The organism is Tritonibacter multivorans (genome assembly GCF_001458415.1).
In the GTDB taxonomy this organism is placed as follows: Bacteria; Pseudomonadota; Alphaproteobacteria; order Rhodobacterales; family Rhodobacteraceae; genus Epibacterium; species Epibacterium multivorans.
Genome location: NZ_CYSD01000036.1, coordinates 1 through 15,540, shown reverse-complemented (window position 1 = coordinate 15,540; position 15,540 = coordinate 1). Strand labels below are relative to the sequence as shown.

The window sequence follows — 15,540 nt, the reverse complement described above, 5'->3', positions numbered from 1 at the left end:
CAGAATAGGTCTTATGGGCCGCAGGGTTTGCGCATAGTCGCGCAAGAACAACGCAATTGATGCGGAGTTTCCGCATTGATAGCATCCCTGATGAAGGAGATCCGCATGCTAGATCCGATTGACGTCAAACTTCTCGCAACTCTGCAACGCAATGCCCATCTGACCGCACAGGATCTTGGCGACATCCTGAATCTGTCGCCCTCGCAGGCCGGACGGCGGCGGCAACGATTAGAGGCCGAAGGCTACATCCGCGCCTATGTCGCGCGCCTTGACCCAGACAAGCTGGGCCTGACCGTGCAGGGCTTTGTGCAGGTGCAATTGTCCAGCCACGGCACCGAACAAAGCCAAAGTTTTGCCAGATTGGTGAGCACCCGCCCCGAGATCACCTCGGCCTGGACCATGACCGGTGAAGCGGACTATCTGCTGCGGGTTTTCTGCAAGTCACTGCAAGAGCTTAACGCGCTTCTGCACGAGATCATTCTGCCCCACCCGACCGTGTCCCGCGTGCAGAGTCAGATCGTAATGGCACAATTAAAATACGACAGCGCACTGCCGGTTTAACGGCTGGTGAACCACTGGGGCGTAAGAAGGATGCAAATTACTCTCACCAGATGGAATCGCTACAGTGTCATTTGTCGACCGTCGTATCGAAACGCGCCCCTCTTCCGGCGCTGCGCCCTTTGAACTGAACGAGGTGTTCTTCTCCCGCACCGACGAGCGTGGGGTGATTCAGGCCAGCAACTATGTGTTCCGCCGGGTTTCGCATTTCGAATGGAATGAAATTATTGGTGCCCCGCATAAGGTTGTGCGGCACCCAGACATGCCCAAAGGGGTGTTCCAGCTGATGTGGGACACCATCAAAGGTGGCGACACCATTGGCGCCTATGTCAAAAACAAATCCAAAGACGGCCTGTATTACTGGGTTTTTGCTGCGGTGATTCCGTTTGAAGGCGGCTATCTTTCGGCGCGGATCAAACCCAGCAGCGAAATGTTCACCAAAATCCAGTCGATGTATGCCGAACTGCTGAAGCTGGAACAGAACGAAGGCATCTCACCTCTGGAAAGCAAGGAAATCCTGCTGACCTGGATCCGTGAACACGGGTTTGAAGACTATGCCCAGTTTGCCACCCACGCCATGTCCGAAGAGCTGATCTCGCGTGATAATGGTCTCGGCAAAAAGCCCGATCAGACGATCACGGATCTGCGCAAGATGCTGAAGAACTCTGACACGCTGCTGGAAGAAACCCGCGGCCTGATCAAAGATTTTGAAGCCATGCACACCATCCCGCACAACCTGCGCGTCATTGCCTCGCGGATTGAACCCTCGGGCGGCCCGGTCACCGTTCTGTCCCAGAACTACGGCGCTATGTCGCGGGAAATGTCCGATTGGTTTGAACGCAATGTGATGGGGGAAAACACCAACTTTGCGGCGATCAAAACCTCCATTGACCAAAGCCTCTTTGTCACCGGCATGACCCGCATTCTCAAGGAATGTGGCACCCAGCTGCAAAGCGAACGCCGCGACCTTGGCGATGTCGACATGGAGACAGAGCGCAATATACTGCAAAGCCTGATTGACAAGCAGTCCGAACGCGCCGCCAAAGGCATGGAGAATGTGGACACCGAAGCACAGCGCATTATCAATGCCTGTCAGGTGATGCACCGTCACTTCCTTGGCCTGTCGTCCACACGTGTGCTTTGTAAGATCGAAAGCGCGCGCCTGCCGTCGTCCGGCGAAACCCTGTCCGACATTATTGACCAGCTTGGCGCCTTCCAGGAACGCATCTCGCAGCGGCTTGAACATATCGCGCAGCTGGGCGAAGAAATCCGCTCCCCCGAAGGCGAATAAGCCCCCCTTCCGGACCCGGAACCACATTCAGGGCAAGCCGCAGGGCTTGCCCTTTTTGTTTGCCCGGTCTGCAAAGCCAGTCGCGACGTTTTCGCCACATCAGTGGGAAAAAGCCATTTCGTACAAGGCAAAGCAGACGATGCGCCCTATCTCCCTGCCTAAGCTATAAGAAACAATTCCGCAGGGCCGCCATGGACAGTTTCCTCTCCCAAGCCTCGATCTACCTTGCTGCCGCTGTGATTGCGGTGCCGATTGCGGCGCGACTGGGGCTGGGATCCGTCCTCGGGTATCTGGCGGCCGGCATTCTGATTGGCCCGGTCTTTGGCTTTGTGGGCGCCGAAGCAGAAGAGCTCCAGCATTTTGCCGAATTTGGCGTGGTGATGATGCTGTTCCTGATCGGTCTGGAACTCGAACCCCGCGCGCTCTGGGCCATGCGACACCATCTACTGGGATTGGGCGGCCTGCAGGTTCTGGGTTCCACCGCGCTGCTCACCGCCGCCTCCATGGCCTTTGGGCTGAGCTGGCAGGTCGGGCTGGCCGTGGCGCTGGCCTTGTCGCTGTCCTCCACCGCGATTGTGCTGCAGACCCTGTCGGAAAAAGGGCTGATGCGCACCGGCGGCGGGCGGGCCAGCTTTTCGGTTCTGCTGACCCAGGACATTGCGGTCATCCCCATTCTCGCCCTTCTGCCCCTGCTGGCAGTCCCGCAGCTTGCCAGTTTCACCGAAGACGGCTCCATCGCGCGGGTGACCGACACCCATGACGCGCACCACCATTCCCTGTCGCTGGTCGAAGGGCTGCCCGGCTGGGCTGTGGCGCTGATGACCCTGGGTGCGGTGGCGGCCGTGATCCTCGCTGGTATCTTCCTGACCCGGCCGGTGTTCCGCTTTATCCATGCCGCCAACCTACGCGAGATGTACACCGCGCTTGCCCTTTTGATCGTGGTCGGCATTTCCTTCCTGATGACCCTAGTCGGCCTGTCCCCTGCGCTGGGGGCGTTCCTGGCCGGTGTGGTGCTCGCCAACTCCGAATTCCGTCACGAATTGGAAAGCGATCTGGAGCCGTTCAAGGGCCTGCTGCTGGGCCTGTTTTTCATCACCGTTGGCGCCGGGATCAACACCGATCTGCTGCTGTCGGAAACCGGCGATGTGCTGGGCCTTGCCCTTCTGGTCATCCTCGCCAAAGGGGTGGTGCTGTACTTTGTGGGCCGCTCCTTTGGCCTGCGCCGCCGCAGCCTGTGGCTGTTTACGCTTGGTCTGGCGCAGGCGGGGGAATTTGGCTTTGTCCTGCTGACCTTCTCGCAGCAGCTCAATGTGATCCCCGGCGACCTGTCGGAAAAGCTGCTGCTGGTGGTCGCGCTGTCGATGCTGATCACGCCTGCCCTGTTCATTGCCTATGACCTCTTGTCGCGCCGGATGACGGACAATCGCCCGGAACAGGAACCCGACGAGATCGACGAAGAAGGCCCGATCATTGTCGCAGGCCTTGGCCGCTTTGGTCAGATCGTCCACCGGCTGGTCAGCGCCAGCGGGTTCAAGACCGTGCTTCTGGACAATGACCTCAAGGCCGTGCAGTTGATGCGCCGCTTTGGGTTCAAGACCTTCCTTGGCGACCCCACCCGCCCTGAATTGCTCAAAGCCGCCGGCATCGGCAAAGCCCGCGTGCTGGTGGTGGCGCTGGATGACCGAGAGAAAGCCGTGCAGCTTGTCGACTATGCCAGCCGCACCTACCCGGATCTGCACATTGTGGCCCGCGCCTATGACCGCACCCATGTGTTCCAGCTGTATCGGGCGGGCGCGCGCGACATTGTCCGCGAGATGTTCGACAGTTCCCTTCGGGCGGGGCGCTATGTGCTGGAAACCATTGGCCTGTCGGAATACGAGGCCGCACAGGCCGAACAGACCTTTTATCACCACGACCGCATGACCGTGCGCGAACTGGCACAATATTGGAAACCCGGCGTGCCCGCGGCCGACAATCCCGAATACATCAAACGCGCCAAGGAGCTGCACCGCGATCTGGAAACCGCGCTGCTGGAGCTGGCGGAAAAGGATGATGAAAAAAGGGCCTGACCTTTCGGTCAGACCCTCCTACCGCTTGGCAAGGATCCGGCGTCACCCCTCGGCGACGCCAGCCTCTGCAAAGGTTGCCATGCCGCTGTGGCAGGCAATCGCGCCTTTCATAATCTGGATCGCCAACGCCGCACCAGAGCCCTCGCCCAAGCGCAGGCCCAGCGACAACAGTGGCTTTTTCTCCAGATGGTTCAGCAGCGCCGGATGCGCGCCCTCGGCGCTCTCGTGACCTGCAACGCAATGGTCCAGCGCGCCTTCGGCCGTCTTGGCCAATGCCGCCGCTGCCGCGCAGCAGATAAACCCGTCCAGCACCACCGGAATGCGCAAGTAACGCGCCGCCACCATGGCGCCCGCCATCGCCGCCAGTTCGCGCCCGCCCACACGCTGCAACGCGTCCAGACCGTCTTTGATCTCTGGACCATGCAGGGCAACAGCCTGTGACACAACCTCGGTTTTGATCTCCAGCGCCTCATCGTTCACGCCGGTGCCACGCCCGGTCCAGACCGAGGCCACACCGCCAAACAACGCATTGCAAATGGCCGAGGCCGCCGTGGTGTTGCCAATGCCCATTTCGCCAACAACCAGAAGATCCGCATCCGCGTCCACTGCGGTCCAGCCAATGCGCAGCGCATCGAGGAACTCGGCGTCCGTCATGGCCGGGCTTTCAGTGAAATCAGCAGTGGGGCGGTCCAGCTCAATCGCATGGACATCCATCTTTGCGCCCGCCAGCTTGGCCAGCTGGTTGATCGCTGCGCCGCCTGCTTCAAAGTTTGCCACCATCTGCACGGTCACCTCGGGCGGGAAGGCCGACACGCCTTTGGCGGTCACACCGTGGTTGCCGGCAAAGATGATCACCTGCGGGGTTTTGATCTCGGGGCGGGGTTCACCGCGCCAGCCCGCATACCAGATCGCCAGATCCTCCAACCGAGCCAGCGCCTGCGGCGGCTTGGTCAGCTGCATATTGCGGTCCTGTGCACCTGCAATCGCGGCCGCATCCTGCGCGGGCGCCTCAGCCAGCAGGTGACGGAAGGTTTCAAGGGACGAAAGTTCTGGCAGCATGTCAAAGCCTCATTGCGCGGGCTTTCCCAAAGCGGGTAAAGCGGTTTGGAACTGTTTAACGGCCAGAGCCATTCCCGCAAGTCCTTGAAGAGGCGCTGAGATGCGAAAAATCGACATTCACCCCCGCGACGTTGCGCTTTCGCTTGTGCTGCTGACCCGGCTGCCGCTGCCGCATTTGCCCAAAGCCGCTTTTGCACGGCAGGCGCAGGCGACGTGGGCCTTTCCTCTGGCCGGGCTGGCTGTGGCCCTGCCCGCCTGCTGTCTCGCCTGGGCCCTGATGGCGCTCGGCCTGCCCGCCCCGATCGCCGCCGGGGCGTTCCTGGGTGTGCAGATCCTGCTGACGGGGGCCATGCATGAAGACGGGCTTGCCGACAGTGCCGATGGGCTCTGGGGGGGCTTCGACACAGACCGCCGCCTTGAGATTATGAAAGACAGCCGCATCGGCGCTTACGGGGTGATTGCCCTGATCCTTGGCCTTGGCCTTCGGTGGAGCCTCTATGCCGCCCTGTTTGCCGCCGGGCAGCTCTGGTCGCTGGTGGCGCTGGCCATGCTCAGCCGTGCCGTCATGCCGGGCCTCATGGCGACCCTGCCGAATGCGCGCGGACATGGTCTGTCGGCACAGGTGGGCCGCCCGAACCGCGCGCCTGCGATGCTGGCGGCGGCGCTCCCTCTTGTGGCAGGTCTTGCGCTGATCGGCGCTCCCATCTGGATCATGGGCCTCACCGCCGCCCTCACCGCGCTGGCCGTGGCGCAGATCGCCAAGGCCAAAATCGGCGGCCAGACCGGCGACATTCTAGGCGCCAGCCAGCAGTTGGCGGAAATCACCTGCGCCATGGCCTTGCTGGCGCAAGTCTGAATCACAGCCCCAAACCCACAAAAAAACCGCGCCCCCCAACACCGGCAGGGGACGCGGTTTTCTTGTTTTCAGGTCGGGTGTTTAGGCCGCCGCGCGGGAGGTCAGCACCTCATCCACTTGCTTGGCTGCCGCCACTTCGTCACCGCCGGAAACGGCTGCGACTTCGCGGGTCAGACGCTCAAGGGCTGCTTCATACAGCTGACGCTCCGAATAGGACTGCTCGCGCTGATCGTCATTGCGGTGCAGATCGCGCACAACTTCCGCGATCGAGATCAGATCGCCAGAGTTGATCTTCTGTTCGTATTCCTGCGCCCGGCGGGACCACATGGCGCGCTTGACCTTGGCTTTGCCTTTCAGGGTCTTCATCGCCGCGTCGATCACGTCAGGGCTGGACAGCGAACGCATGCCCACTTCGGTTGCTTTGTTGGTGGGGACCCGGAGGGTCATCTTGTCTTTCTCGAAGGTAATGACAAAAAGTTCCAGTTTGAAGCCGGCCACTTCCTGTTCCTCGATCGAAATGATCTGCCCCACACCATGCGCCGGATAGACGATATAGTCATTGGGACGGAACTCGAGCTTCTTCGATTTGGTCATACAGGTCTTTCCTCACGATGCAGCGGCCGAAAAGGCCGCCCTACAGAGCCAAAAAATCCCCGCAGGCTCACGATGTGAGGCCCGGTGGATCATGTTATGGCGTAGCTTTCCCGCTAAGGATCAGGCTGGGTAACGTCCTTAGCTCTCGGGGTGTTTGTTTAACTTTGTCCTTTTACGTCCGCACATCATAACACAAAAACGCGCTCTCCGAAAGTCGGAGCGCGCGCCGTGATTCTGGATTTCCGATATGCTTACGTTGCATAGGCGGAAAGCGGGCTTCAGCCGCCTTCGCCGGGCGCCTCAGAGAAGTACTTCTCCAGCTTGCCTTCTTCGCCGTCTTTGTCCTCGTGACCCGGCATCGGATCTTTCTTGGTGACGATCACCGGCCAGATCTCGGCATATTTGCGGTTAAACTCGACCCATTTTTCCATGTCTGCATCGGTATCCGGGCGAATCGCGTCCGCCGGGCATTCCGGTTCGCAGACGCCGCAGTCGATGCATTCGTCGGGGTGGATCACCAGCGTGTTTTCACCCTCGTAGAAGCAGTCTACGGGGCAAACTTCGACACAATCGGTATATTTGCAGGCGATGCAGTTATCTGTGACGACGTAGGTCATTGGCAGGTGCCTTAGTCTCGAGTTTCGCGTTAAGCGCTTTAGCTAATCCACAAAAGAAAGCTCTGCAAGAGCTCAATCACCTTCCCATACGCGACTAAGGTCAAGCGCCCTACGGGATTTCTTGTCAGGGCGACCTTTTCCCTCAAATTTGGGGTTTTGTGGACGCTTTTCCTGCACTTCGGTCATATCGTCGTAAAGCGCCTGCGCTTCGGGTGCGGGGCCGCGACGATCTGACAGGGCAAGGATGCGCACAACACGCACCAGATGACCCTGCGGAAAGGTCAGAACGTCCCCGGGGGAGACGTTCTGAGATGGCTTCAACACCTTGGAGCCGTTGACGCGCACATGCCCTGCACCAACCTGTTTGGCAGCCAGCGAGCGGGTTTTGTAAAACCGCGCATGCCACAGCCATTTGTCGATGCGGAGCTTGCCCGCGCCTGCGGTCTCCGGTGGTGTCATCGGACCTTAGTCACCCTGCTTCAGCCCCATCAGCGCTGCTGCAAAGGGGTTATCAGGATCGATGGCCTTTTCTTTCTTCGGCGGACGTGCGGAGTAGGTTTTTGCACCCTGATCCTTACGCGGGCCCTTGCCCTTACCGCCCGGTTTGCCACCCGGCTTACCACGGCCTTTACCACCTTCGCGGTTGCCAGCCTCACGGCGGTTGCCGCCCTGAGCGTTCTGGCGACCACCTTCGCGGTTCCCCTGACGCGGGCCACGGCTGTTGCCGCGTTGGGTGCGACCCCATGTGAAGGTGAAGAAGACTTCCATCTCCTCGGCTGCATCTGCATCGGCAGCAGGCGCATCTGCGGCGGCTTCAGCCGGAGCTTCGGCAGCCTCTGCATCCGCGGCAGCCGGTGCCTCAGCAACATCTGCAGAGGTTTCAGCAGGCGCTTCAACCGGGGCTTCAGCAGGTGTTTCCGCGGCTGCTTCAACAGCTTCGCCTTCGGCGGGTGCGTCACCGGCTGCATCAGCAGGGGCTTCTGCAGCAGCTTCCGGGGCGGCTTTCACTTTGACGCGTTCGCCTTTTTCGGCGCGATAGCCCAGACCCTGCATCAGGTCCGCAAACTGCTCCAGCGTCATGCCGGTGATCGACAGCATGTCGGGCTTGGCTTCAAACCCACCCCGGCTGTCTTCGGCGCGCAAAAGGTCCGCCAGACGCTCCAGCATGTCGATGCGGATCATCCGTTCGCCCGCGGCACGGTAGCCGGACATGGTGTCATAGCCCTCGGGCGCATCCTTGGCGGAAGGAACAGTGACCAGACCCGGAGGCGGCGCTTCGGGGAATTCCTGCAAACCGTTTGCCAGCGACCACAGCACCAGACGCAGACGGGTCGGCGCGGGCTTCAGCAGCAGCGGCATAAAGATGGTGAACTGACCAAAGCGGATGCCGTGCTTGCGCAGCGCGCCACGGGCGTCCTGATCCAGATCTTTGACCTCTTGCTGCACCGCCGCACGCGGCAGCACGCCAAGGCTTTCGACCATACGGAAGGCAAAGCCACGGGCCAGACCGGTCAGCGCTTCGTCATTTTGCAGATTTTGCAGCGGTTCAAACAGCGCGGCAATCTTGCGGGTGATGAAATGCTGCAGGCGGCGTTCCACCTTCTGGGCGACGTCTGCGCCCGCGGTGTCGTCGACAAAAACCTCGACCATCGGGGACAACGGATCGGCGCCGGCAACCAGCTTACCAACCGCATGTTCACCCCACATCAGGCCGCCCTGATCGGTGAAATCAATTTCGGTGTCGGGGGCGTTATAGAACCGATCCGCACGCAGGTGATACTGCGGCGCCAGTGCCTGCAACGACGCAGACTTCAGCGCTTTGGCTTCTGCACCCTGCGCGGTTTTGTCCGGCGAGAACCGGAACCCTTCAAGCTTCCCGACGAATTCGCCTTCGACGGTCACTTCACCATTATCATTTACTTCGGCCAAAAGGGCCTCCTTCTGTTTGAGCCGCCGCAACAACACAGAGGTGCGCCGGTCCACAAATCGCTGAGTCAGACGCATATGCAATGCATCCGATAGCCTGTCTTCTACAGCGCGCGTTTCCCCGCGCCAATGACTTTCGTCACGCAGCCAGCCGTTTCGCTGGGCCACGTAAGTCCAAGTGCGGATAAAGCTCAGACGTTTCGACAATGTGTCAATGTCGCCGTCCGTCCGGTCAATGCGACGAATCTGCCGCGCAAACCAGTCATCGGGGACCACACCCCCCTCATGTAGGTAAGCATATATGCCCGAAAGCAGGGAAGAATGCTCTGCATGGCTGATCCCGCGAAAGTCCGGAATCCGACACACATCCCACAAAAGCCGCACAGACTGGGCGTTTGCGGCCCGGTCGCGCATGGCGGAATCCTGCGCAAGGGATTTAAGCGCCATAAGATCATCGGCTTCCCGCGCCTTCATCAGAACCGGATCGGTCGGGCCGACCTCAAGCGAATCAATCAACGCATCGATGGTGCCAAAGCGCAGATCCGCCGACCGCCAGTTGAGTTTCTTCAGCGGCGTAAAGCGGTGCTCCATAATCGCGGTCGCCACGCCCTCTTCCAGGGGGCGCGCATCGCCCGTGACCCCAAAGGTGCCGTGGCTCATGCCGCGCCCGGCCCGGCCTGCAATCTGGGCCAGTTCATTGGGTGCCAAGGGGCGCATCCGGCGGCCATCGAATTTCACGGTGGAGGAAAACGCCACATGGTCAATATCGAGGTTCAGCCCCATGCCAATAGCATCGGTGGCGACCAGATAATCAACCTCGCCGTTTTGATACAGTTCGACCTGCGCATTACGCGTGCGCGGGGACAGCGCGCCCATAACCACAGCCGCCCCGCCCTTCTGGCGGCGGATCAGCTCGGCAATGGCATAGACATTGTCCACCGAGAACCCAACAATGGCCGACCGCGGCGGCATCCGGCTGATCTTCTTGGACCCGGAATACAAAAGATCCGACATCCGCTCGCGGCGCATGAACTCGACACCCGAAATCAGTTCAGAAATCGGCCCGCGCATGGTGTCGGCGCCCAGAAACAGCGTCTCACGCGTACCACGGGCCCGCAGCAGCCGGTCGGTGAACACATGGCCCCGTTCCGGGTCGGCACACAGCTGGATTTCGTCAATCGCCAGAAAATCGGTGCCCATGCCCTCGGGCATGGCTTCCACGGTGCAGATCCAATACTGCGCGCGCGGCGGCACGATCCGTTCTTCGCCGGTGACCAGCGCCACCACGGATGGGCCGCGCAGTTTGACGATTTTGTCGTAAACCTCGCGTGCCAGAAGGCGCAGCGGAAACCCCATAACACCGGTTCGATAGGCCAGCATACGCTCGATCGCGTAGTGGGTTTTGCCTGTATTGGTCGGGCCAAGTACGGCCACAACCCGAGATGCAGTCGTCATTGCATCAAACTCCGCGCGTGCCCGTCAGGATTCCCAACAGGCGGCATTATAAGGGGCTGTCGTTAAAGGGGCTCGCCAAGAACCGCGTCGGACAGCCGGTCCAGCGCCTTGGTTACTTCTTCGTGGTGGGGATGTATAGCCTTGGCCCGCCCATAGGCCGCATGGGCTTTCTCGGGGTTCTCAAAAAACTCCCACATCTGTCCAAGGGCGAAGATGGCGTCATAGTCCTGCGGGTTCAAGGCCAGCGCGCGCTCCAGATCCGCGGCAGCCGGACCAAAGCGGCCCGTTGCCGCAAAGACCCGCGCCCGTTCGGACCAGCCACGGGCAAAGCCCGGCGCGTGATCGGTCAGCGCGGTCAGATGTTCCAGCGCCACATCGGCCTCGCCGCGTTCCAGCGCGTCACGCCCCCGGCGCAGCAACAAATCCATGGCGGGCGATCCGCTGCGGTCCCACAGGGCTGACAATTCGCGCGCGATCCGCTGGGCATTGCGCGCATCCGTCACCGCCAGCGCCGCCAGCAGGTCCGGTTCCTGCAGCCCGCGCAGGTTCAAAAGCGCCGCCTCTCCCGATTCCCCGCGACCACCGCCGCCCCCGTCCCCGGGCACAGGCAGCAATTCTCCTTGCGTTGACGCAAGGTTAGGGCAGGAAAACGTGACTGTTACAGCCAGTGCCGTGACGATAGATTTGTTCTTGCGGGGCTTTGTGCGCATAAGTTTGAGTGTAACCCCGTCGCGGCGGATTTCCACTCTCGTGTGACACGCCGTGACAAAAGCTTCAGAACTTTGTGCAATCCGTACAAATGACCCGATCAAGGATAGACCCATGAGCGATCTTCTCAACTCCGCTGTCGAAGCACTGAACGCCAAGCTGGACGGCGGCTTTGACTCCTCTGCGAAATTCGAACTGACCGGCGTTGGCGCGCTGATCCTGGACGCCGACGGCGTGCGCATCGGTGACGACGAAACCGAAGTCACCATGACCGCAGACCCCGACGTGTTTCAGGAGATCCTGTCGGGCGAACTGAACCCGACCGCAGCCTTCATGGGGGGCAAGCTCTCCATCGATGGGGACATGGGTGTTGCCATGAAGCTGGCCTCCCTGCTGGCCTAATCGAAAGGATCTCCCAGATGGACATGAGCCCCGCCCCGTTTCTTGCGGATGTTGCAAAGGGGCCGGATGGTGGCTCTGCCCGCTGGATGATCACCGCTGATGGCCTGCGCATCCGCGTAGGCCATTGGCCTGCCGCATCAGGTACTGCGCCAAAGGGAACGGTGCTTATGTTCCCCGGCCGCACCGAATTTATCGAAAAATATGGGCGCTCGGCCGCGGATCTTTGTGCGCGCGGCTATGCGACGCTGGCGATCGACTGGCGCGGCCAGGGGCTGGCCGACCGTATGCTGGCCGAGCCGCGCCTGGGCCATGTGGAGCATTTCCGCGATTTTCAGCACGATGTGGCCGCCGTAGTGCGCTATGCCGAAGCCGAAGGGCTGCCAAAGCCCTGGTATATGGTGGGCCATTCGATGGGCGGCGGCATTGGGCTGCGCGCCCTGTACGAGGGGCTCGATGTCAAAGCCTGCGCCTTTACCGGACCGATGTGGGGCATCCGAATCCCGCCGATGTTGCAGCCGCTGGCGAATTTTCTGGCGCGCTTTGGCGGGCATCTGGGCATCAGCAACAAGCTCGCCCCGACCCTATCGATCCAAAGCTATGTGCTGACCGCGCCGTTTGAGGACAACAGCCTGACCTCGGACGCAGAGATGTTTGACTACATTCGGATGCAGGTCGCCACCTATCCCGGCCTCGGGCTGGGGGGACCAACAATCAATTGGCTGGCCGAAGCCATGCAGGAATGCAGGGCCTTGGCCGCGAAACCTTCGCCGGATCTGCCCTGCATCACCTTCCTCGGCGCGGATGAGCAGATCGTTCATATGGGCGCGATCCGGGACCGCATGTCCCGCTGGCCCGGCGGGGAACTGTTCGAAATCCCCGGCGGACGTCACGAGGTTCTGCTGGAACGCAAAGACATCCGCGACACTCTGCACAACCGCCTGGCAGAGCTGTTCAGCGCCTAACGCCGCGCAACTCCGCCTGTGCCCGCGCAGCAGCCTAACAGCGAGGCTTGCGCCTCCCCCCTCCAGCCCAGCGCCTGGGGCAAAGGCGGGCGCTCCCGCCCGTCGCAGGGGCTTTAAAAAGCCCGCGCTCCCGTTGGGGGTAGCGCCGCGCGCGCCCCGCAGGGGCGCGCGCGGCGCCGGTCGCTTCGGGCAAAGCCCGAAGCGAAACCCCTCTGCCAAGGTTTCGCAGATGTCAGCCGATCCGATTGCACAACATCTTGAGATCACCCACACTGCCGCTTAAGTGTTTTCTCAACCGCCAGCGGTTTAGCTGGCACCCAGACCCAATCGATCTAAAAACACTCAAAGATCAAAGAACCCGAACGGAGGCCCCATGTTCCAACTCCCCTTCCCCCTGCGCGATGCCCATGCTTCTTCTGGCGGCGAAGGCGGACCTGATGGGCTGGGTCCCCTGCCCGATTGGGACCTGAGCGATCTTTACACCGCGCCGGATGCCCCGGAACTGACCCGCGACCTCGACTGGCTCGAGGGGGAATGCGCCGCTTTTGCTGCTGACTACGAAGGCAAGCTGGCCGATCTGGATGCCGCAGGCCTTTTGACCTGCGTTCTGCGCAACGAGAAAATCAACGGCATTGCGGGCCGGATCATGTCCTATGCGGGCCTGCGCTATTACCAGCTGACCGTCGACGCTGAACGCGCCAAATTCATGGCCGACATGCAGGAAAAGATCACCGTCTTCACCACGCCCCTGGTGTTCTTCACGCTGGAGATCAACCGCATTGACGACGCCCAGCTGGAGGCGCATTTCGCCGCCAACACGGATCTTGCGCGCTATAAACCGGTCTTTGACCGCATCCGCGCGATGAAACCTTACCAGCTGTCTGACGAGATGGAGAAATTCCTCCATGACCTCGGCGTGGTCGGCGACGCCTGGGAGCGTCTGTTTGACGAAACCATCGCGGGCCTGACCTTTGATCTGGACGGCGAAGAACACAATATTGAAGGCACGCTGAACTTCCTGACCGAACAGGACCGCTCCAAACGCGAAGCAGCCGCACGCGAACTGGCGCGGGTGTTTGAGGACAACATCAAAATCTTCGCCCGCGTGCACAATACGCAAGCCAAAGAGAAAGAGATCCTCGACCGCTGGCGCGGCATGCCCAGCCCGCAGATGGGCCGTCACCTGTCTAACCACGTGGAGCCCGAGGTCGTCGAGGCCCTGCGCGAGGCCGTAGTTGCCGCCTACCCCAAACTGTCGCACCGCTACTATGAGCTGAAGCGCAAATGGCTGGGGCTGGACCGGATGCAGGTCTGGGACCGCAATGCGCCGCTGCCGATGGAAAGCGACCGCGTGGTGAACTGGGCCGAGGCCCGCGAAACAGTGATGGAGGCCTATGAGGCCTTTGATCCGCGCATGGGCGAGATTGCGACCCCGTTTTTTGACAAAGGCTGGATTGATGCGGGCGTAAAACCGGGCAAAGCCCCCGGTGCCTTTGCACACCCCACCGTCACCGATGTGCACCCTTATGTGATGCTGAACTACTTGGGCAAACCGCGCGATGTGATGACGCTGGCGCACGAGCTGGGCCACGGCGTCCATCAGGTGCTGGCGGCGGAACAGGGCGAGATGCTGTCCTCGACCCCGCTGACGCTGGCCGAGACTGCATCGGTCTTTGGCGAGATGCTGACCTTCCGCAAGATGCTCGAGAAAGCCGAAACCCAGGAAGAGCGCAAAGTGCTGCTGGCGGGCAAGGTCGAGGACATGATCAACACGGTTGTCCGCCAGATTGCCTTCTATGACTTTGAATGCAAACTCCACGCCGCCCGCGCTGAGGGCGAGCTGACCCCCGAGGACATCAATGCCCTGTGGATGTCGGTGCAGGCGGAAAGCTTGGGTGAGGCCTTTGATTTCATGGAAGGCTACGAGACCTTCTGGGCCTATATCCCGCATTTCGTGCACTCGCCCTTCTATGTTTACGCCTATGCCTTTGGCGACGGGCTGGTGAACGCGCTTTACTCGGTCTATGCCTCTGGCGCCGACGGGTTCGAGGAGAAATATTTCGAGATGCTGAAGGCAGGGGGCTCCAAACACCACAAAGAGCTGCTGGCGCCCTTTGGGCTCGATGCGTCTGATCCGAAATTCTGGGACAAAGGTCTGTCGATGATTTCCGAGATGATCGACGAACTGGAAGCCATGGAGGGCTGAACCGCCCTTCGGACCGGCAAATCTGCGCCGATCTGCCCGCCAACATGAGCAATTATAAGCAAATTCCTGCGGCCACGGGGCACAGCCCAGTGGCCGCAAATCTTTTGTAAGAGTATAACAGATCAATGACCTGTTTACGCTTTAGACCTCTCGTTCAGGACGACTATGCTCTGATGCGTCACATCACCGTGGCGCCGGAACAGGTGATCTATTCCGGAACCGTGAAGATGGCGTTTGACAGCGAGGAACGCGGCGTCGACCTGCATGGGGTTTTTGAAGATCGCACGGGCACAGAGCAGCCGGTCGGATTTTTCAAGATCGATCACAAATACCCCCAGACCTATAATTTTGCCCGCACGGGCGATCTGGGCTTGCGGGCCTTTATGATTGATCAGCCCTGTCAGGGCCGCGGGCTTGGCAGCGCGGCTGTGGCCCGGCTGGGCCCCTACCTGCGACGGCTCTATCCTGCGGCCGAGGCGATGGTGCTCACCGTCAACCTGCGCAATACCGCGGCCATTCGCGCCTATCTCAAGGCCGGGATGCAGGACACCGGGGATCTCTACACCGGCGGCATTGCCGGGCCCCAGCATGTGATGCGCCTGACGCTGCCAAACAGCCCGATGGCCGTTGATCCTGGCGCATACGACCAAAGGAATGCCCCCGCCCCGCGCGACTGAGTCCCGCACGACTGAATCCCCCGCGACTGAGCCCCCTGCGATTGAAGCGATCCGCAGCAGGGGGGGGTCGCCTCGACCGTCGCCCAACGGGGCCCTGAAGCGCCCAGAGGTGCTCAGAGGGGTTGCGCCCTGCTGCGCAGGACGCCGGGAGGCGGGGGGG

At 61.0% G+C, this 15,540-nt stretch carries 14 protein-coding genes; 8 read left to right on the top strand and 6 right to left on the bottom strand.

Annotated features, from left to right (window positions below; translation table 11 throughout):
• The first annotated feature begins 105 nt into the window (after window positions 1-105).
• From TRM7557_RS10985 to TRM7557_RS10975, 3 genes are all read left to right on the top strand, one after another.
• Complete coding sequence (locus tag TRM7557_RS10985) at window positions 106-561, top strand: Lrp/AsnC family transcriptional regulator (protein WP_058290269.1); 456 nt, start codon at window positions 106-108, stop codon at window positions 559-561.
• A gap of 64 nt (window positions 562-625) precedes the next feature.
• Window positions 626-1,849, top strand: a complete 1,224-nt coding sequence (locus TRM7557_RS10980) for a PAS domain-containing protein (protein ID WP_058290268.1) — start codon at window positions 626-628, stop codon at window positions 1,847-1,849.
• A gap of 191 nt (window positions 1,850-2,040) precedes the next feature.
• Window positions 2,041-3,918: a monovalent cation:proton antiporter-2 (CPA2) family protein gene (locus tag TRM7557_RS10975; protein WP_058290267.1), complete on the top strand. Its 1,878-nt coding sequence runs from the start codon at window positions 2,041-2,043 to the stop codon at window positions 3,916-3,918.
• A 42-nt stretch (window positions 3,919-3,960) separates the two neighbouring features.
• Here TRM7557_RS10975 and cobT read toward each other — a convergent pair whose 3' ends face one another.
• Window positions 3,961-4,977, bottom strand: coding sequence for a nicotinate-nucleotide--dimethylbenzimidazole phosphoribosyltransferase (gene cobT / locus TRM7557_RS10970; RefSeq protein ID WP_058290266.1), 1,017 nt, complete (start codon window positions 4,975-4,977; stop codon window positions 3,961-3,963).
• Window positions 4,978-5,077: 100 nt separating this feature from the next.
• Here cobT and cobS point away from each other — a divergent pair, with 100 nt between their 5' ends.
• Entirely contained in the window at window positions 5,078-5,833 is a 756-nt protein-coding gene (cobS, locus tag TRM7557_RS10965) for an adenosylcobinamide-GDP ribazoletransferase (protein WP_058290265.1), read from the top strand.
• A gap of 81 nt (window positions 5,834-5,914) precedes the next feature.
• On the opposite strand, the gene TRM7557_RS10960 is transcribed toward cobS, so the two are convergent.
• The 5 genes from TRM7557_RS10960 to TRM7557_RS10940 form a co-directional block, all read right to left on the bottom strand.
• Entirely contained in the window at window positions 5,915-6,427 is a 513-nt protein-coding gene (locus TRM7557_RS10960) for a CarD family transcriptional regulator (protein ID WP_058290264.1), read from the bottom strand.
• Window positions 6,428-6,705: 278 nt separating this feature from the next.
• The gene (gene fdxA / locus TRM7557_RS10955) at window positions 6,706-7,044 is read right to left on the bottom strand and encodes a ferredoxin FdxA (RefSeq protein ID WP_058290263.1); all 339 of its coding nucleotides are present in this window, start codon (window positions 7,042-7,044) and stop codon (window positions 6,706-6,708) included.
• A gap of 72 nt (window positions 7,045-7,116) precedes the next feature.
• Complete coding sequence (locus TRM7557_RS10950; RefSeq protein ID WP_058290262.1) at window positions 7,117-7,503, bottom strand: RNA-binding S4 domain-containing protein; 387 nt, start codon at window positions 7,501-7,503, stop codon at window positions 7,117-7,119.
• A 6-nt stretch (window positions 7,504-7,509) separates the two neighbouring features.
• A complete protein-coding gene (locus tag TRM7557_RS10945) occupies window positions 7,510-10,425 on the bottom strand; it encodes a helicase-related protein (protein ID WP_058290261.1) in 2,916 nt (971 codons plus the stop codon).
• Window positions 10,426-10,487: 62 nt separating this feature from the next.
• Entirely contained in the window at window positions 10,488-11,030 is a 543-nt protein-coding gene (locus TRM7557_RS10940; RefSeq protein ID WP_413081159.1) for a tetratricopeptide repeat protein, read from the bottom strand.
• A 217-nt stretch (window positions 11,031-11,247) separates the two neighbouring features.
• Here TRM7557_RS10940 and TRM7557_RS10935 point away from each other — a divergent pair, with 217 nt between their 5' ends.
• The 4 genes from TRM7557_RS10935 (at window position 11,248) to TRM7557_RS10920 (ending at window position 15,380) form a co-directional block, all read left to right on the top strand.
• Entirely contained in the window at window positions 11,248-11,535 is a 288-nt protein-coding gene (locus TRM7557_RS10935; RefSeq protein WP_058290259.1) for an SCP2 sterol-binding domain-containing protein, read from the top strand.
• 17 nt (window positions 11,536-11,552) lie between these two features.
• Window positions 11,553-12,497, top strand: coding sequence for an alpha/beta fold hydrolase (locus tag TRM7557_RS10930; RefSeq protein WP_058290258.1), 945 nt, complete (start codon window positions 11,553-11,555; stop codon window positions 12,495-12,497).
• Between the two features lie 373 nt (window positions 12,498-12,870).
• The gene (locus TRM7557_RS10925; RefSeq protein ID WP_058290257.1) at window positions 12,871-14,703 is read left to right on the top strand and encodes a M3 family oligoendopeptidase; all 1,833 of its coding nucleotides are present in this window, start codon (window positions 12,871-12,873) and stop codon (window positions 14,701-14,703) included.
• A 125-nt stretch (window positions 14,704-14,828) separates the two neighbouring features.
• Window positions 14,829-15,380 carry a GNAT family N-acetyltransferase gene (locus TRM7557_RS10920; protein WP_074942027.1) on the top strand — a complete coding sequence of 184 codons (552 nt, stop codon included), beginning with the start codon at window positions 14,829-14,831 and terminating at the stop codon, window positions 15,378-15,380.
• The last annotated feature ends 160 nt before the right edge of the window (window positions 15,381-15,540 follow it).